The following is an 18,446-nucleotide window of genomic DNA, read 5'->3' on the forward strand; positions in this document are numbered from 1 at the left end:
AAAAACAGCTTAAAACGCTATTTAATGATATTAAAAAGTTTTAACTAACGCAGTAAGTTTATATAAAAAAACTCCGCATAAATTATGCGGAGTTTACTAGTTGTGATAAGAATATTTTTTTAAGACTCTATTGAACTTAAAAGTAAATTACTTAGTTTTAATAACAATAACACCATTTGCTCCTCTAACTCCATAGCTAGATGAATCTGGTCCTTTAAGTATGGTGACTTTTTTTACTTCATTTGGATCTATAGCGGCAAATACACTTTCTGGGACTTCAATATTATTAAGTACGAATAACGGATCCATATTTCCAGAGAAACTATTATAACCTCTTATTCTTATAACATTATCAGCAGAAATACTAACTCCAGAAACTTTTCCTCTTAGATAGTCATATATAGAATTAAACTGTATTGAGTTTCCTGAGACTTCATTTGCAGCATTTTTTACTATTACTTTTTCGTTACCACCTCTTATGTAAATGTTAATTTTCTCTTTTCCGTTGTATGCAATTTTAGTAATTCCAATTTCTGGATGAAATGCACTAATTGTTTTTGGTTTTTTATTTAATCGAGTTTTAAATATTCCATTAAAATTAGTGGTTTTATCTTGCTTTACATCATCTATTAAAATAATTGCACCAGAAATAGGTTTGTTTTTTTGGTTTTTAACTTTGATAGTGATTTTTTTTGATTGAGAATTAATACCAAAACTTAATAATAAAAAGCTTAGTAGAATAGAGAATTTTTTTTTCATGTAAATAATTTTGAGGTTGTTAAGGTAATAAAAAGATATTACATATTTCTTCTATACTGTCCACCAACTTTAAACAGTGCTTCTGTAATTTGTCCTAAAGAACAAACTTTGGTCGCTTCCATTAGCTTATCAAATAAGTTTTCATTCTGAATTGCCGCTTCTTGCAAAATTTCAATTTGAGCAGCAACTTTTTCAGGATTCGCCTTATTTAATAATTCTTTAGTTTGTATTTGATGTTTTTTCTCTTCTTCTGTTGCTCTAATAACTTCTGCTGGTTGCACTGTTGGTGAACCTTTAGAACTTAAAAACGTATTAACACCAATAATTGGGAATTCTCCGTTATGCTTTAGTGTTTCATAATACAAGCTTTCTTCTTGAATTTTAGAACGTTGGTACATTGTTTCCATAGCTCCTAAAACACCACCACGCTCTGTAATTCTATCAAACTCTAGTAAAACGGCTTCTTCAACAAGATCTGTTAATTCTTCAATAATAAAAGCACCTTGAATAGGGTTTTCGTTTTTAGTTAAACCTAACTCTTTGTTGATGATTAACTGAATCGCCATTGCTCTTCTTACAGATTCTTCTGTAGGTGTTGTAATTGCCTCATCATAAGCATTTGTATGTAAAGAATTACAGTTGTCGTTTATTGCATATAAAGCTTGTAACGTAGTTCTAATATCATTAAAGTCTATTTCTTGAGCGTGTAAAGATCTACCAGAAGTCTGAATATGATACTTTAACATTTGTGCTCTAGAATTTGCTCCGTATTTATTTTTCATGGCTTTTGCCCAAATTTTACGAGCAACTCTACCAATTACAGAGTATTCAGGATCAATTCCGTTAGAGAAGAAAAAAGATAAGTTTGGTCCGAATTTGTTAATATCCATTCCTCTGCTTAAATAATATTCTACATAGGTAAATCCGTTAGATAAAGTTAACGCCAATTGGGTAATTGGGTTTGCGCCAGCTTCTGCAATATGATAACCAGAAATAGAAACAGAATAAAAATTTCTTACTTGTTTTTCTATAAAGTATTCTTGTACATCACCCATTAAACGTAATGCGAATTCCGTAGAAAAAATACAAGTATTTTGTGCTTGATCTTCCTTTAAAATATCTGCTTGTACAGTTCCTCTAACTTGCGCTAAAGTGTCTTTTTTAATTTGTTGATAAACATCCGAAGGTAAAACCAAATCACCAGTTAAACCTAATAACATTAGTCCCAAACCATTATTTCCTTCTGGTAAATTGCCTTGATAGGTTGGTCTTTCTAGTCCTTTATCATCATAAATTTCTTTGAATTTTGCTTCAACATCTGCTTCAAGATTATTATCTTTTATATATTTTTCGCAGTTCTGATCGATGGCAGCATTCATAAAGAAACCTAGCAGCATTGGTGCAGGACCATTAATTGTCATTGAAACTGATGTCATATTATGGCTTAAGTCGAAACCAGAATACAATTTTTTAGCATCATCTAAACAACAAATCGAAACTCCGGCATTACCTATTTTACCATAAATATCTGGTCTTTCACCAGGATCATTACCATATAAAGTGACAGAATCGAAAGCTGTAGACAAACGTTTGGCATCCATTCCTAAACTTACATAATGAAAACGTCTGTTGGTTCTTTCTGGGCCACCTTCTCCAGCAAACATTCTTGTAGGATCTTCACCCGTTCTTTTAAACGGATACAAACCTGCTGTAAACGGAAATTCTCCAGGAACATTTTCTTGTAAATTCCAACGTAATAAATCACCCCAAGCTTCATATTTAGGTAATGCCACTTTTGGTATTTGTGTATGAGAAAGTGATTCTGAATGTGTTTCTATGTTGATTTCTTTATCACGTACTTTAAACGTATAAATTGGGTTTTTATATTTTTCTACTTTTTCTTGCCAATTTAAAATGATTTCCCAGTTATAAGGGTTTAAATTTAGTTTAACCTTTTCAAATTGAGCTACTAATAATTTTACAAAATCAGAATCATTATTGTTTAAATCACTAATTATTGTATCTAAATCGATACCAGCTTTTGTAATTGCTACGGATTTTTCTACAATAGATTCGATAGTTTTATGAATTCCGTATAACTTTTGCGCAACCTTAACTTGGTCGTTAGCAGTTCTGTCGTAAGCTCTGTTATTCTCTGCAATTTCAGATAAATAGCGAACTCTTGCCGGCGGAATTACAAAGATTTTTTCTGACATCTCTTTTGTAATTTCCATTTTAGATTTTAAATCAGCATTTGTTTTTTCTACCAATTTATCCATAATACTTTTATACAAAGTATTCATTCCTGGGTCATTAAATTGAGAAGCAATTGTGCCATAAACAGGTAGGTCGTCTTGATGTATATGCCATAAATTATTATTACGCATATATTGTTTTTTTACATCTCTAACAGCATCTAAAGCACCTCTTTTATCAAACTTGTTAATTGCAACTAAATCAGCAAAATCTAACATGTCTATTTTCTCTAATTGAGTAGCAGCACCAAATTCTGGCGTCATAACATATAAAGAAGTATCAGAATGTTCTATAATTTCTGTATCAGATTGCCCAATTCCAGAAGTTTCTAAAATAATTAAATCGAATTCAGAAGCTTTTAAAACCTCTACCGCCTCGTTTACATATTTAGATAAAGCTAAGTTAGATTGACGAGTTGCTAAAGAACGCATATAAACTCTAGAGTTATTAATTGCGTTCATTCGAATTCTGTCACCTAAAAGTGCTCCGCCTGTTTTTCTTTTAGATGGATCAACAGAAATTAAACCAATTGTTTTTTCTGGAAAATCAATTAAAAAACGTCTAACCAATTCATCTACTAAAGAAGATTTTCCTGCCCCACCGGTTCCTGTAATTCCTAAAACCGGAGTTTTAGAATTCTTATTTTTATTATGGATTTCATCTAAAGCATCCTTTGCTATTTCAGGAAAGTTTTCTGCAGATGAAATTACTCTTGCAATATGTCCGATTTCTTTTTCGGCTAATTTAGATACATCAACATCAAGTTTATCTCCAATCGCAAAATCAGATTGTTGTACCAAGTCATTTATCATTCCTTGCAAACCTAATTCTCTACCATCATCCGGAGAATATATTCTTGTAATACCGTAATCCATTAATTCCTTTATCTCTTCCGGAAGAATTACTCCGCCACCGCCACCAAAAATTTTGATGTGTCCAGCGCCTTTTTCTTTTAATAAATCGTACATGTATTTAAAATACTCGTTGTGACCACCTTGGTAAGAAGTAATTGCAATGGCATTTACGTCTTCTTGTATTGCGCAGTTTACAACTTCTTCTACAGATCTATCATGGCCTAAATGAATAACTTCTACGCCGGTAGATTGTATAATTCTTCGCATGATGTTAATAGCAGCATCGTGACCATCAAAAAGAGCGGCGGCTGTTACTATTCTAACTTTATATGTAGGTTTATATGGTGTAATTTGTTCCATTCGTAATAAATGTTATAATTTGAAGTTGCAATTTACGAAAATCTTAAAAAATTCTACAATTCTTTATGGTTTTATAAATTAAAAATATCTTGTTAAGGTGATGTTGTTTAATTTCTTTAAATATGGCATAATAATTGGTGTATTTTTAAAGCAAAATTTAACTGTTAAAACAATCATTATGAGATATATTAAAATTACGTTATTATTATTTGTTATTGTTTTTTCGTCGTGTAATTCTGTAAAAGTAGTTACAGATTATGATACAAAAGTAGACTTTAATAAGTACAAAACCTTTGCTTTTTATAAAACAGGTATAGATAAAGCAGCTATTTCAGATTTAGATAAAAAAAGAATTTTAAATGCCATTGAAAGTGAGTTATTGCTTTTAGGGTTGACAAAGTCTACAAACCCAGATATGTTAGTGAGTATTTTTACAAAATCTAGAGAAAAAGTAAATGTAAACCAAAATAATAATTTAGGTTATGGTTTTGGTTGGGGATGGAATCCTTGGATGTGGAATGGCAACAATAATATTAATGTGTCGCAGTATACAGAAGGTACTTTATTTATTGATTTTATAGATAAAAATAAAAAAGAGTTGGTTTGGCAAGGTGTTGGTACGGGTGCCTTAAAAGTTCAGAACAGAGAAAAAAAGGAAGAAAGAATAAAAGAGTTTGTAAAAGAAATTGTGTCTAAATTTCCTCCAGAAAAAAAAGAATAATATTTAATTGAAAAGCGTTCGTAAGAGCGCTTTTTTTATGTTTTAAATTGATACTTTTGCAGTATGTATAATAAAAGAATTCCTTTAGAAGAAGGCGATTACTATATAAACGAGCAGGGTTATAAGGTTTTTACAGAAAAGTTTCATCTTAGAAGAGGTTACTGTTGTAAAAGTGGTTGTAAACATTGTCCTTATGGTTATGATAAAAAAACAGATTCTTTTAAATAAATAGTGACTTTCAAATTTTAAAAGTATCTTAATAATATAAAGTGTAAAAAATAAATAATGATAAAAAGAATATTAGTTTTAGTTGTAGCGCTTCAATTTGTAGGTTGTGCAGAATTGCAAAATGTAGTAAAGAATTTACCTAGTGGAGGTGGCTTAACCCAAGATCAAATTGGTAATGGTTTAAGACAAGCTTTAGATAACGGTATCAAGAATCAAGTTACCAAGTTAACCTCTAAAGATGGCTTTTATAGAAACGAATTAGTTAAAATAATTTTACCAGAAGAACTTCAGGCTGTAGATAAAGGTTTAAGAAGTTTAGGGTTAGGTAATTTAGCTGATGAAGGTATTAAGGTTTTAAATAGAGCGGCAGAGGATGCTGTTAAAACTGCCACACCAATTTTTGTAAATGCGGTAAAAGAAATAACTTTTAATGATGCAAAAAACATCCTTTTAGGAGATAAAAACGCCGCAACTAATTATTTGCAAACAAAGACAGAGCAAAATTTATATGCAAGTTTTACACCTGTAATAAATAAATCTTTTTCTAAAGTTGGTGCAGACAAGGTTTGGAATAATTTAATATCTAAATACAATAATATTCCTTTTGTTAAAAAAGTAAATCCAGATTTAACGAATTATGTAACTACAGAAGCTTTAAAAGGAGTATTTACTATGATAGAGGTTGAAGAAAAAGGAATTAGAGAAAAAGTTGGATTAAGAAATACAGCACTACTAAAGCAAGTTTTTGCTTTGCAAGATTAATAAAATACTGATTTTTAACAATTTGTCTTTAAATATTTTATTATATTTAAAGACAAATTGTTTTAATTATGTCACGTATACATCAACTACAAACCTACAGTAAGCATTTAGAAGATAGTTATTTTAAATTGTTAGAAAAATCTAACAGCTATCGTTTTATAGATGAAACAATAAGCGATTTTGCTGCATATAAAGCCATGAGAGTTTTAGAAAAATTAAACAAACTTAATTACTTAAAGCATTAAATGATTCTATATCGGTTCTTAATTTTTTAAAATAATCAAACGCTTTTATAAGTCTGGTTCCGTACCAAGAAAAATATTCACCATCAACCAAATATACTTTCGAGTTAGAAATAAAATCATTTATATTTTTTTCCTGAAAAGGAAAAGGTTCTGATGATAAAAAGATACAATCTATGTTTCGGGTTTTTAAATCATCAATGTTTATCTCAGGATATCGACTTAAATTTTTATAAATATTGTTAAAATTATTTATTTCTAATAAGTGATTAATGAATGTGTTATTAGCAGCAATCATCCATGGGTTTTTCCATATAAAATAAACAACATTCAATGTAGGTTTATTTTTAATAAACTGATTAAAATCTTTCAATTTTAATTGAATTTCTGAAACTATTTCAGAAGCTTTGTCTTCACAAAAAAGAATTTTTCCGTAATAATCAATTAAATTAAGTACGTCTTTAATAGTAAACAAATCAGAAACATAAGTTTTAGTAATTTTGCTGCATTTTGTTACGATTTCTTTTGTGTTCTCTTCTTTATTACAAAGAATAATTGTTGGGTTTAGGGCTTCAATTTTATCTATCTTGATATTTTTTGTGCCACCAACCACTGTTTTTTCTTTTAAAAGATTTTTAGGATGTACACAAAACTTTGTAATACCAACAATTTGAGTTTCTAAACCTAAATCGACAAGTAGTTCGGTTATGCTAGGTACTAATGATATGATTCTTAAATCGTCTTTCAATACTTATATTAAAGTAGCCATTTTAACCTGAAGTTCTTCAGCTTTTTTAGCAGCTTCATTGGCAAAGTTTACATCTTTAGAAGCATATATAATTCCTCTAGAAGAATTTATTAAAAGTCCGATGTTTTCTGATAAACCATACTTACACACATCCTCTAAATTACCGCCTTGTGCACCAACACCTGGCACAAGTAAAAAAGAATTTGGTACTATTTTTCTAATTTCTTTAAAATATTCTGCTTTTGTTGCCCCAACAACATACATTAGATTTTGAGAGTTTTGCCAGTTTTTAGAAGTTTCTAATACGTGTTTATAGACTTCTAAATCATCAATTTTTTTTGTTTGAAAATCAAAAGCACCTTCATTAGAAGTTAATGCTAACATAATGGTGTGTTTGTTTTCAAAAGCTAAAAAAGGTTCTACAGAATCTTTACCCATATATGGCGCAACAGTTACAGAGTCAAATGCTAAATCTTCAAAAAAAGCTTTTGCGTACATTGTAGAGGTGTTTCCAATATCACCACGTTTTGCATCTGCAATTGTATAAATTTCTGGATAATTTTTATTTAAGTAGCTAATTGTTTTTTCTAAAGATTTCCATCCTTTTAAACCATAAGCTTCATAAAAAGCGGTATTTGGTTTATAGGCAACACATAAATGGTGAGTAGCGTCAATTATTGCTTTATTAAATTCGAAAATAGGATCTTCTTCTTTAAGCAAATGTTCCGGAATTTTGTTTAAATCTACATCTAATCCGATGCATAAAAACGATTTTTTCTTTCTAATTTGAGCTACTAATTCTTGTGTTGTCATAATTTTAATAAAGTTGCACAAAAATACTTAATTTCACTTTAATTTGTAAGATTTAATAAGTAAAGAAGACCATAAAATAAATTATTATGTATCTCTAATGAAAAAAACCTTATTAATTTTAGTAGTAATCATTTCTAGTTGTAATTTAGAAAAGCCAACCGAATTTTCAAATTTAGCTTTAGAAGAAGTTGTTTTTGATTTAAATGGATCTCAAAAAACTTTTAAAAGTGTTTTAAATCAATATAAAGGTAAGAAAATTGTAATAGATGTTTGGGCCTCTTGGTGTTCAGACTGTTTAAAGGGTTTGCCAAGTGTTAAAAATCTTCAAAAAGAATATCCAGATGTAATTTTTTTGTTTTTATCTGTGGATAAAAGTCAAACGGCATGGAAAAATGGAATTAGAAGATTTCAAATTAATGGAGAACATTATAATTTACCTAAAGGAATGAAGAACGGCGACTTGGTTGATTTTATAAACCTTAGTTGGATTCCTAGGTATTTAGTTGTTGATGAAAAAGGAGGAATCTTACTGTTTAATGCAACAAGGGCTTCAGATAGTGCTATTGTAGATGCTCTAAATAAAACTATATAAATCGTTTTAGTAACTAATTTCGATTGTAACTAATAATTTAAGTTCCATTTCTTAAATTTACATCAGAAATTAAAAATAAAAATATAGCTGTTAAAGCTTTTAAAATAATAATTATGAGAACAAAGATTGTTGCAGGAAATTGGAAGTTGAATAACAATAAAGAAGAAAGTAAAAGTTTAATAAAATCATTAAAAAAAGCGATTAAAAATTTACCGTTAGAAAATACACGTGTAATAGTAGCGCCTACTTTTGTAAACTTATCATCTTCTGTTAAAGCGGCAAAAAAATCTGTGATAGAAGTAGTTGCTCAAAACATGCATCAGGCTAAAAATGGAGCCTTTACAGGTGAGGTTTCTGCAGATATGTTAAAAGCTATCGGAGTAGAAACTGTAATTTTAGGTCATTCTGAAAGAAGAACTTATTTTAACGAAACTGATGCTGCATTGGCAGAAAAAGTAGATGCGGTTTTAGAAAATGGTATGGAAACAATTTTTTGCTTTGGCGAATTGTTAGAAGATAGAAAGTCAGATAATCATTTTAAAGTAGTAGAAAGTCAGCTTTCTAACGCTTTATTTCATTTAGAAGCAAAAGATTGGGGTAGCATAATTTTAGCTTACGAACCAGTTTGGGCAATAGGTACAGGTGAAACTGCAAGCCCAGATCAAGCACAAGAAATGCACGCTTTTATTAGAAGTATTATAGAGAAAAAGTATACTAAAGAAGTAGCAGATAGTGTTTCTATTTTATACGGTGGAAGTGTGAAACCTGCAAATGCAGAAGAAATTTTCTCTAAACCAGATGTAGACGGAGGATTAATAGGAGGAGCAGCTTTAAAAGTAGAAGATTTTATAGGAATTATTAATGCTATCTAATTAGGTAACTTTAAAAGAAAACCAATAAATTTGCATCGAGATATTTTCTCGATGCATTTTTTTTTGATATAATAATTATGGATAACATATATATAGAGTACAATTTTACTGTTTCACCAAAAGAACCAGCAACAGAAATTTTAATAGCAGAGTTAGGAAACGTTGGTTTTGAAAGTTTTGTAGAAAATGAAAACGGAGTAACAGCTTACATTCAGAAAAGCGAATGGAATTTAGAAATTTTAGAATCTATTTTTGTTTTAAATTCTGATGAGTTTTCTATAGAGTATTCAAAAAATGAAGTAGAACAAACTAACTGGAATGCAGAATGGGAAAAAAACTTTACACCAATTCAAGTAGATGATTTAGTTAGTATTCGTGCACCTTTTCATGAAAATCCTAATTTAAAATATGATATTGTTATAGAGCCAAAAATGAGTTTTGGTACAGGTCATCATGAAACTACACATATGATGGTGCAACATTTAATAAATTTAGATTTAGAAGGTAAATCTGTTCTAGATATGGGATGCGGCACAGGTATTTTAGCAATTTTTGCAGAAATGAAAGGTGCTTCGAAGTTAGAAGCTATAGATATCGATAACTGGTGTTATGAAAATTCATTAGAAAATGTAGCTAGAAATAATTGTAAGAATATTGCTGTTTTTGAGGGAGATTCATCATTATTAATTAATAAAAAATTCGATGTAATTATTGCAAACATTAATAGGAATATTTTATTAATGGATATGAAAATCTATACAGAATGTTTAAATGAAAACGGTGTTTTGTTATTAAGCGGGTTCTATGAAGATGATATTCCTGTTATAGATGCAGAAGTTTCTAAATACAATTTAAAGCTAGAGACTTTTATTAAGAGAAACGATTGGGTGGCGTTAAAGTACAATAAATAAATTTTTAATATATTTATAATATGAGCACAAAAGAAAAAAATCAAGAAGAGGTAGACGTATTAGAGCAGGAAGTTTTTCAGCACGAAATAGTTTTGCATAATGATGATGTAAACACTTTTGATCATGTAATAGATTCTTTAGTAAGTGTTTGTGATCATACAGTAGAGCAAGCAGAACAATGTGCAACTTTAGTGCATTATAAAGGTAAGTGTACTGTAAAGTCTGGTGAATTTAAAGATTTAGAGCCAAGATGCTCTAAATTATTACAATTGGGTTTATCAGCAGAATTAATATAAGGTGTATGGAAAATGTTTTTAAGTATTTCGAATTTTCTGACTTTTTTAAAGATGAGTCAGGTTCTTTTTCTGGAAATGAAATTTGTTTTACAGATTTAAATGAAACTCATTTTTTAATTTTCGAGAAAGAAGATTCAATATATAATTTATATGTTTCTAAATTTTCAAATAAAAAAGAAGTAGGGCAAAAAGCGCCAGAAATTTTAGAACTAGTGGTTCAAAATTACGATAAAAGTAAACCAGAACATAGAATTGCATTAAGGCAATATTTAGGCTAAACTTGAGGTGAATCTCAAGTTTTTTTATTTTTTTATAAAAACCATGTGACTTTTATATTCGTATGTGTCTTATATAATAGAAAGTAAGAAATGAATTTAAGATTTATAATGATATTTGTAGTGGTTTTGACGATTCCTTTTTTAGGTTATAGTCAAATGGTTCCACCTCCAATTCCACCTCCACCGCCACCAGGTCTTCCAATAGATGGTTTTACAGGTGTCTTATTGGCTATAGGTGTGGCTTATGGTTCAAAAAAAATATTTAAAGATAGTAGTAGTTAGTTTTAATACTAAGTTTGGTTAGATAAAAGGCCTTAAACGAAAGTTTAAGGTCTTTTTGTGTAAAAAAACCCACTTCAAAAGAAGTGGGACGCTTATTGCGTAAAGATAAGGGGTATAATATATTGTTGTAAATTTTAAGAGTAGTATTAAAAACTTAAATTTAGTTAATTGTTTTTGAATAATAACTATTAAAACGGATTTAATTTTTTAATTAAATAAAAAAGCTTCCATATTAATGGAAGCTTTTTTTGTGACCATGCTAGGATTCAAACCTAGAACCTCTTGAGCCGTAATCAAGTGCGCTATTCAGTTGCGCCACATGGCCTTTTTGCGGGTGCAAATATAAATGCATTTTTTTAAACTAAGAAATCTTATGCGGTTTTTTTACGAATTTATTTCTTTAGCATACGTATCTATGATAGTTTGGGCTTTTTCAATATCAGATTTTAAGATAAGTAGTTCAACAGCTGTTCTATGTTCTCCAAAGCCACCTAATCTGGCAGATTCTACTCTATCTTTAATTATTGACCCTATGTTGATGCTGTCTAATCTGTTTTGTAGTCCTTTTACAATAATAAAAGAACCAGAGAATATTGTTACATGTTCTGTTTTCATAATATATAATTTTTTATTCTAATGAGTTCTGTGTTACAAAAGCTCGCCAACCAATGATAGCCATTTGCAGTTTTGTAGCTTTAGAGAGATCTAAACCTCTTTTAGTATAAGAAGGTAGAAAAAGTTTATTAGTTTTTGCAAGAAATTTAAATACTCGTTTTTTCATTAGATGTTAATTTCAATATCAAATTTAATGAAAATAAACAACTCTTTTTAAAGAGTTGTTTTATATGAAGATTAGAATAGTACAGAAAAAATAATGTCTGCAATATCTTTAACGGTTTTTGTAATAATAAGTATCATAATATAAGTTTTAAAAGTTAATAATTTGAGGTAATTTCGAAATTGTCTTATCAATATATATAGTTTGAAAGCTTGCTACCAAACACTTTAATACTTATTTATTAGATTGATTTTAAGTTTGTAATTAAAAAATAATTATTAGTTATAATGTGTAACTTATAATCCTTTATTTAAGTTTGTTTTATTAATCAATAACTGTAATAATGTTTTAATGTGTAATTAAATTAAGCGTTTTATTTTATTGTTTTTTCAAAATAAAGCAAAACAGATATTTTATATGTAGTATTTTTCGCTTTCTATCTTTTCCTTTATCTTAAAGTGATAATAATGTATCTTCGCAAAAAACAAATTTTATGAGTATTTTTTATGTAATTATAGGTTTAGTTATGTTGGTTGTTGGTGGTGAGTTTTTAGTAAAATCTTCTATAGGTTTATCATTTAAACTAAATATATCTAAAATGGTTATTGGTATGACGGTAGTTTCTTTTGCTACTTCTGCACCAGAATTACTTGTAAGTTTACAAGCTGCTTTAGATGGCTCTCCGGCAATTGCGATAAATAATGTTATTGGTTCTAACATTGCAAATATTGGTTTGGTTTTAGGTATTACAGCGATTATTGGACCAATAGCTGTAGATAAAGGATTCTATAAATTGAATTGGCCGGTTATGATGGTGTTTTCTTTGGTTCTTTATTATTTCTTAAAAAATGACAATATTTTAACTACAGCAGAAGGAATTGTTTTAATAATAGGTTTAGCTATTTTCTTATTTGTTTTAATAAGGAATGCACGTAAAGAAGATGTTTCTATAGAGGATGTTGATGAAGCTTTGGAATCAATTGGTTATGGCAAAATTTTTATTTGGTTGTTAATTGGAGCTATTGCACTTTATTATGGATCTGAATTTCTAGTTGACGGAGCCAAGGATATTGCTAAAAACATGGGTGTAAGTGAAGGAGTGATATCAATAACAATGATTGCTATTGGAACTAGTGTGCCAGAATTGGCTGCATCTGTAATAGCGGCTGTGAAAGGAGAAAAAGCAATATCTTTAGGTAACTTAATAGGTTCTAATATATTTAATATAGCATCTGTACTAGGTGTAACATCTTTAGTAAAAAACATCTATGTTACAGAAGATCAAATTTTGTCAAGAGATATCTTTTGGATGCTAGGTTTTGCCGCTGTTTTAATTCCTCTAGTATTTCTACCTAAAAAGTATATTTTAAGTAGGTTTAAAGGTATATTTCTATTTATTGCTTATGTGCTATTTATCTATTTAGTTCTTTAAAAATTAGACATAAAAAAAGCTCGCAATTTGCGAGCTTTTTTTGGTTTAATTATTAGTCTTAGCTAATATTTGCAGACTTTACAGTCTTTATAATTCTACCAGCAATTTTGTATGGATCTCCATTAGAAGCAGGTCTTCTGTCTTCTAACCATCCTTTCCATCCTTTTTCTACTGTAATAATTGGTATTCTAATTGATGCTCCTCTATCAGAAATTCCCCAAGAGAAATCGTTAATAGATGCAGTTTCATGATCACCAGTTAAACGTTGGTCGTTAAACTCACCGTAAACAGCAATATGTTCTTTTACAACTGGTCTAAAAGCTTCACAGATTTTACCATAAATTTCTTCAGAACCACAAGTTCTTAAAACTTCGTTAGAGAAGTTTGCGTGCATACCAGATCCATTCCAATCCATATCTTTTCCTAATGGTTTTGGGTGATATTCGATATAGTAACCATATTGTTCAGTTAATCTATCTAATAAGTAACGTGCAATCCAGATTTCATCACCTGCTTTTTTTGCTCCTTTAGCAAATAATTGGAACTCCCATTGTCCAGATGCAACTTCTTGATTGATACCTTCAAAATTTAAACCTGCATCAATACAAAGATCTGCATGCTTTTCAACTAAAAGTCTTCCGTGAGTATTTTTTCCACCTACAGAACAGTAGTACATTCCTTGTGGAGCTGGATAACCACCAATAGGGAAACCTAAAGGTAATTGAGTTTTAGTATCCATAATAAAGTATTCTTGTTCGAAACCAAACCAGAAATCGTTATCATCATCATCAATTGTAGCTCTACCATTAGAAACGTGTGGTGTTCCGTCTGCATTTAAAACTTCAGTCATAACTAAATAACCGTTTATTCTCGCTGGATCTGGATAGATAGCAACAGGCTTTAATAAACAATCAGAGTCACCTCCAGAAGCTTGTTTTGTAGATGAACCATCAAAAGACCAATTACTTAATTCTTCAACTGTTCCTTGAAAGTTTTCATGTTCTTCAACTTTGGTTTTACTTCTCATGTTCTGAGTAGGGTAATAACCATCTAACCAAATGTATTCTAATTTAATTTTTGCCATAATAAATAATTGTGTATGATGTTAACATTACAAAAATGAAATATTTTACCTACATATCAAAAAAAATAGGGGTAAAATGTCTAATTTTGTAAAAAAATAATTTAATCCCTAATTTTAATAGGGGTCATTTATTTAAAAGTAAAAAAAAGACTTAAAAAAATAACAATATGTCAATTATTAGGTTCAATGCTTTACAGGAAACTTTAAGAAGAAAACCGATTAAAGTACAACAAAGTGAAAAAAGATCTACTCTTTTTGGACAGAATGTGTTTAATAAATATGCTATGCAACAGTATCTTACACGTTCTGCCTATGAAAGTGTAATGAATGCTATTGAGCATGGTACAAGAATAGATAGAAAAATTGCAGATCAGGTTGCAGTTAGCATGAAAGATTGGGCTATGTCTAAAGGTGCTACTCATTATACGCATTGGTTTCAGCCGTTAACCGGAGCAACTGCAGAAAAGCATGACGCTTTTTTCGAGTCTATAAATGGTAGTTTGGCAATGGAAAAGTTTGACGGAGAACAATTGGTGCAACAAGAACCAGATGCTTCTAGTTTTCCTACAGGCGGTATAAGAAATACTTTTGAAGCAAGAGGTTATACTGCTTGGGATCCTACTTCGCCTGCTTTTATTTACGAAAGAACATTATGTATACCTACTATTTTTGTTGCTTATACAGGTGAAGCTTTAGATAATAAAACTCCGCTTTTAAGAGCTTTACAAGCTATCGATACACACGCTACAGCTGTTTGTAAATATTTTGATAAAACAATAAGTAAGGTAAATGCAACCTTAGGTTGGGAGCAAGAATTTTTCTTAGTTGATAATGCATTGGCATTGTCTAGACCAGATATTCAATTAACAGGTAGAACATTATTAGGCCATTTTTCTGCTAAAGGTCAACAATTAGACGATCATTACTTTGGTATTATTCCGGTGAGAGTTATGAGCTTTATGCAAGATTTAGAAGAAGAGTGCATGCTTTTAGGAATTCCCGTAAAAACAAGGCATAATGAAGTTGCCCCAAATCAGTTTGAGGTCGCACCAATATTTGAAGAAGCAAATTTAGCAGTAGATCATAATTCTTTACTGATGGATGTAATGCAAAAAGTTGCAAAACGACATAATTTTAGAGTTCTTTTTCACGAAAAACCATTTGCAGGAATTAACGGTTCTGGTAAACATAACAACTGGTCTTTATCATTAGATAATGGTACAAATTTGCTAAGTCCAGGTAAAACGCCGATGAAAAACCTACAATTTCTTACATTTTTTGTAAATACAATTAAAGCGGTTTACGAATATGAAGAATTGTTAAGAGCTTCTGTAGTGTCTGCAGGAAATGATTTTAGGTTAGGTGCAAGTGAAGCGCCACCGCCAATAATTTCTGTATTTATAGGAAATCAATTATCGGCAGTTTTAGATGAATTAGAAAATGTTACTAAAGGTAAATTATCACCTCAAGAAAAAACAGATTTAAAATTAAATATCATTGGTAAAATTCCAGAGATTTTATTAGATAATACTGATAGAAATAGAACTTCTCCTTTTGCTTTTACTGGAAATAAATTTGAGTTTAGAGCAGTAGGTTCTTCTGCAAATTGTGCAGGACCAATGACTGTTTTAAATACAATTGTTGCAAAACAATTAAAAGAATTTAAAATTGAAGTAGATAAATTAATCGAAACAAAAAGTCTTAAAAAAGACGAAGCAGTTTTTAATGTTTTAAGAGAATATATTAAAGAGTCTAAAAAAATTAGATTTGATGGAGACGGTTATGGTGATGCTTGGGAAAAAGAAGCTATAAAAAGAGGTTTAAGTAATAATAAAAATACACCAGAGGCATTAAAAATTATTACTTCGTATAAAGTTGTAAGCTTATACCAAGAAATGGATGTAATGAGTAAAGTAGAAGTAGAGGCTCGTTACGAAATAAAATTAGAAGAGTACACCAAACGCATGCAAATAGAAAGCAGAGTTTTGGCAGATGTTGCAAGAAACCATGTTGTGCCAACAGCTATAATTTATCAAAATACATTATTAGAGAATACTAAGAATTTAAAAGAAATTTTTGGAGATGAGTTTAAAAAGATAGCTAAAGAGCAAGTAGAATTAATTATGGTAATCTCTAACCATATTACAGAAATTAATGCTTTGGTAATTAAAATGGAAGAACAAAGATCGAAAGCAAATAAACAAAATGGGTTAAAATCTGCACAACAATATTGCAATAAAGTAAAACCTTTTTTCGAAGAAATTCGTTTTCATTGCGATCAATTAGAAACAATGGTAGATGATAATATTTGGCCTTTAACAAAATACAGAGAGCTGTTATTTACTAGATAAAAATATAACACAACAAGTATGGCTTTTTTTAATCAAAAGACTAAATTTGCATCAACAACAACACAACAACATGAGTAAAGAAGTTTCTAAAAGATACGCACAAAGAGGTGTTTCTGCATCTAAAGAAGATGTTCATAATGCTATTAAAAATATAGATAAAGGTTTGTTTCCGAAGGCATTTTGTAAAATTGTACCAGATTATTTAACAAATGATGATGACTATTGCTTAATAATGCACGCAGATGGTGCAGGTACAAAATCTTCATTAGCATATATGTATTGGAAAGAAACTGGTGATGTTTCTGTTTGGAAAGGTATTGCTCAAGATGCATTAATAATGAATATCGACGATTTATTATGTGTTGGTGCTACAGATAATATTATGTTATCGTCTACAATTGGACGAAATAAAAGTAAAATTCCTGGTGAAGTTTTATCAGCAATTATAAATGGTACCGAAGAATTAATTGAAGATTTAAAGAAATTTGGCGTTACAATTCATTCTACAGGTGGAGAAACTGCAGATGTTGGAGATTTGGTACGAACAATTATTGTAGATTCTACAGTAACTGCAAGAATGAAACGTACTGATGTAATTGACAATGCAAATATTAAAGCAGGTGATGTAATTGTTGGTTTAGAGTCTTTTGGACAAGCAACTTATGAAACTGAATATAATGGCGGAATGGGTTCTAACGGATTAACTTCTGCTAGACACGATGTTTTTCATAAATATTTAGCAGAAAAATATCCAGAAAGCTTTGACGCAGCTGTGCCAGAAGATTTAGTGTATTCTGGTAATACAAAATTAACAGATAAAGTAGAAAATTCTCCTATCGATGCAGGTAAATTAGTTTTATCTCCAACAAGAACATACGCGCCAATTATTAAAGAAATTTTAAATAATTTTTCTTCGGATAAAGTGCATGGTATGATTCATTGTTCTGGCGGAGCGCAAACTAAAATTTTACATTTTGTAGATAACTTACACATTGTAAAAGATAACATGTTCGAAATACCACCTTTGTTTAAATTGATACAAGAACAATCTAAAACAGATTGGAAAGAAATGTATCAAGTATTTAACTGTGGTCATAGAATGGAAGTATATGTTTCTCCGGAAATTGCAGAAAATATTATAGAGATTTCTAAATCTTTTAATGTTGATGCTAAAATTGTAGGTAGAGTAGAAGCATCAGAAACCAAAAAACTGACAATAAAAAGTGAGTTTGGTACTTTTGAGTATTAAGCTTATTAAAAATAAATTTTACTAAAAACTCTAAACATTGTCGTTTAGAGTTTTTTATTGAATTATCTTTTCTTAAAAGCAAAATCAATCTTAAAATCGTTGTTAGAAACTTCGGCTTTTAAAAGTTTGTTTTCTAGGTAGTATTTTATTTTTGTGGGAAACTCATTTTCTAAATTCTCACAAATAAAAGAAGTGTCGGTTTGTTTTGTGAATTTAAAAAGAGTAGCAGTTTCATTTACGCCAACAACTTTTAAATATAAAGTATCTTTTAAATTAATAATTTCCATTTGTTCGTAAAAAGTTGTGTCTTTATCTTTTAGAGTAATCCCTTCTCCTGTAAAATTTTTATGCCAAGTTTCTAATGTTAAAGTGCTATCTGCTTTTTCTACTCGAATCCATTTTCCTATTAAAAATGAAGGTTTTTTTAATATTGTTTTTTCTTTATTACAAGAAAAAATAATTAAGAAACAGCATAAAATTAGTGTTGGTTTCATTTTTAAAATTTAGAAATATTCAAATATACTCAAAACGAAACATTTAACTTTACGATAAAAATTGTAAATTCGCAATCCAAGAAA

General features: G+C 29.7%; 21 protein-coding genes and 1 tRNA gene. 13 read left to right on the forward strand and 9 right to left on the reverse strand.

The window, feature by feature from the left end; translation table 11 throughout:
• Positions 1-147: 147 nt before the first annotated feature.
• Entirely contained in the window at positions 148-759 is a 612-nt protein-coding gene (locus BXQ17_RS13705; RefSeq protein WP_077811184.1) for a TonB-dependent receptor plug domain-containing protein, read from the reverse strand.
• Between the two features lie 38 nt (positions 760-797).
• Complete coding sequence (locus tag BXQ17_RS13710; protein ID WP_077811185.1) at positions 798-4,229, reverse strand: methylmalonyl-CoA mutase family protein; 3,432 nt, start codon at positions 4,227-4,229, stop codon at positions 798-800.
• Between the two features lie 178 nt (positions 4,230-4,407).
• Here BXQ17_RS13710 and BXQ17_RS13715 point away from each other — a divergent pair, with 178 nt between their 5' ends.
• The 4 genes from BXQ17_RS13715 to BXQ17_RS14590 all read left to right on the forward strand — a co-directional run bounded on the left by BXQ17_RS13715 (position 4,408) and on the right by BXQ17_RS14590 (position 6,185).
• Positions 4,408-4,950, forward strand: a complete 543-nt coding sequence (locus tag BXQ17_RS13715) for a DUF4136 domain-containing protein (protein WP_077811432.1) — start codon at positions 4,408-4,410, stop codon at positions 4,948-4,950.
• 63 nt (positions 4,951-5,013) lie between these two features.
• On the forward strand, positions 5,014-5,178 hold the full coding sequence (locus tag BXQ17_RS14585; RefSeq protein ID WP_172830876.1) for a DUF5522 domain-containing protein: 165 nt from the start codon (positions 5,014-5,016) through the stop codon (positions 5,176-5,178).
• A 57-nt stretch (positions 5,179-5,235) separates the two neighbouring features.
• Positions 5,236-5,940 (forward strand): DUF4197 domain-containing protein, encoded by a 705-nt coding sequence (locus BXQ17_RS13720; protein WP_077811186.1) that lies wholly within the window; start codon positions 5,236-5,238, stop codon positions 5,938-5,940.
• 68 nt (positions 5,941-6,008) lie between these two features.
• On the forward strand, positions 6,009-6,185 hold the full coding sequence (locus BXQ17_RS14590) for a hypothetical protein (RefSeq protein WP_187661411.1): 177 nt from the start codon (positions 6,009-6,011) through the stop codon (positions 6,183-6,185).
• On the opposite strand, the gene BXQ17_RS13725 is transcribed toward BXQ17_RS14590, so the two are convergent.
• The gene (locus BXQ17_RS13725) at positions 6,166-6,930 is read right to left on the reverse strand and encodes an ABC transporter substrate-binding protein (RefSeq protein ID WP_077811187.1); all 765 of its coding nucleotides are present in this window, start codon (positions 6,928-6,930) and stop codon (positions 6,166-6,168) included. The two genes, BXQ17_RS14590 and BXQ17_RS13725, sit on opposite strands and share 20 nt — an antisense overlap.
• 3 nt (positions 6,931-6,933) lie before the next feature.
• On the reverse strand, positions 6,934-7,743 hold the full coding sequence (gene pyrF / locus BXQ17_RS13730; protein WP_077811188.1) for an orotidine-5'-phosphate decarboxylase: 810 nt from the start codon (positions 7,741-7,743) through the stop codon (positions 6,934-6,936).
• Between the two features lie 97 nt (positions 7,744-7,840).
• On the opposite strand from pyrF, the gene BXQ17_RS13735 reads away from it, so the two are divergent.
• The 6 genes from BXQ17_RS13735 to BXQ17_RS13760 all read left to right on the forward strand — a co-directional run bounded on the left by BXQ17_RS13735 (position 7,841) and on the right by BXQ17_RS13760 (position 10,974).
• A complete protein-coding gene (locus BXQ17_RS13735) occupies positions 7,841-8,335 on the forward strand; it encodes a TlpA disulfide reductase family protein (protein WP_077811189.1) in 495 nt (164 codons plus the stop codon).
• A 113-nt stretch (positions 8,336-8,448) separates the two neighbouring features.
• On the forward strand, positions 8,449-9,207 hold the full coding sequence (gene tpiA, locus BXQ17_RS13740; RefSeq protein ID WP_077811190.1) for a triose-phosphate isomerase: 759 nt from the start codon (positions 8,449-8,451) through the stop codon (positions 9,205-9,207).
• A gap of 77 nt (positions 9,208-9,284) precedes the next feature.
• Positions 9,285-10,118: a 50S ribosomal protein L11 methyltransferase gene (gene prmA, locus BXQ17_RS13745; protein ID WP_077811191.1), complete on the forward strand. Its 834-nt coding sequence runs from the start codon at positions 9,285-9,287 to the stop codon at positions 10,116-10,118.
• A gap of 20 nt (positions 10,119-10,138) precedes the next feature.
• Positions 10,139-10,414, forward strand: a complete 276-nt coding sequence (locus BXQ17_RS13750) for an ATP-dependent Clp protease adaptor ClpS (protein WP_077811192.1) — start codon at positions 10,139-10,141, stop codon at positions 10,412-10,414.
• 5 nt (positions 10,415-10,419) lie between these two features.
• Entirely contained in the window at positions 10,420-10,692 is a 273-nt protein-coding gene (locus BXQ17_RS13755; RefSeq protein ID WP_077811193.1) for a hypothetical protein, read from the forward strand.
• A gap of 90 nt (positions 10,693-10,782) precedes the next feature.
• Positions 10,783-10,974, forward strand: coding sequence for a PID-CTERM protein-sorting domain-containing protein (locus BXQ17_RS13760; protein WP_077811194.1), 192 nt, complete (start codon positions 10,783-10,785; stop codon positions 10,972-10,974).
• A gap of 251 nt (positions 10,975-11,225) precedes the next feature.
• On the opposite strand, the gene BXQ17_RS13765 is transcribed toward BXQ17_RS13760, so the two are convergent.
• The 3 genes from BXQ17_RS13765 to BXQ17_RS13775 form a co-directional block, all read right to left on the reverse strand.
• A tRNA-Arg gene (locus BXQ17_RS13765) sits at positions 11,226-11,299 on the reverse strand.
• Positions 11,300-11,358: 59 nt separating this feature from the next.
• A complete protein-coding gene (locus BXQ17_RS13770; RefSeq protein WP_077811195.1) occupies positions 11,359-11,589 on the reverse strand; it encodes a DUF2007 domain-containing protein in 231 nt (76 codons plus the stop codon).
• A 13-nt stretch (positions 11,590-11,602) separates the two neighbouring features.
• On the reverse strand, positions 11,603-11,755 hold the full coding sequence (locus tag BXQ17_RS13775; protein WP_077811196.1) for an SsrA-binding protein: 153 nt from the start codon (positions 11,753-11,755) through the stop codon (positions 11,603-11,605).
• Positions 11,756-12,245: 490 nt separating this feature from the next.
• Between BXQ17_RS13775 and BXQ17_RS13780 the strand changes: the two genes are divergently transcribed.
• Positions 12,246-13,184: a calcium/sodium antiporter gene (locus BXQ17_RS13780; protein ID WP_077811197.1), complete on the forward strand. Its 939-nt coding sequence runs from the start codon at positions 12,246-12,248 to the stop codon at positions 13,182-13,184.
• A gap of 58 nt (positions 13,185-13,242) precedes the next feature.
• On the opposite strand, the gene BXQ17_RS13785 is transcribed toward BXQ17_RS13780, so the two are convergent.
• Complete coding sequence (locus BXQ17_RS13785) at positions 13,243-14,268, reverse strand: glutamine synthetase beta-grasp domain-containing protein (protein WP_077811198.1); 1,026 nt, start codon at positions 14,266-14,268, stop codon at positions 13,243-13,245.
• A 167-nt stretch (positions 14,269-14,435) separates the two neighbouring features.
• Between BXQ17_RS13785 and BXQ17_RS13790 the strand changes: the two genes are divergently transcribed.
• Together BXQ17_RS13790 and BXQ17_RS13795 are read left to right on the forward strand one after the other, a co-directional pair.
• Positions 14,436-16,619 carry a glutamine synthetase III gene (locus BXQ17_RS13790; RefSeq protein ID WP_077811199.1) on the forward strand — a complete coding sequence of 728 codons (2,184 nt, stop codon included), beginning with the start codon at positions 14,436-14,438 and terminating at the stop codon, positions 16,617-16,619.
• 70 nt (positions 16,620-16,689) lie between these two features.
• Positions 16,690-17,868, forward strand: coding sequence for an AIR synthase related protein (locus BXQ17_RS13795; protein ID WP_077811200.1), 1,179 nt, complete (start codon positions 16,690-16,692; stop codon positions 17,866-17,868).
• Positions 17,869-17,930: 62 nt separating this feature from the next.
• Here the strand turns inward: BXQ17_RS13795 and BXQ17_RS13800 are convergent, their stop codons facing one another.
• Complete coding sequence (locus BXQ17_RS13800) at positions 17,931-18,362, reverse strand: hypothetical protein (RefSeq protein ID WP_077811201.1); 432 nt, start codon at positions 18,360-18,362, stop codon at positions 17,931-17,933.
• Positions 18,363-18,446 lie beyond the last annotated feature (84 nt).

The sequence above is a fragment of the Polaribacter sp. BM10 genome, from assembly GCF_002005425.1.
GTDB lineage: Bacteria > Bacteroidota > Bacteroidia > Flavobacteriales > Flavobacteriaceae > Polaribacter > Polaribacter marinaquae.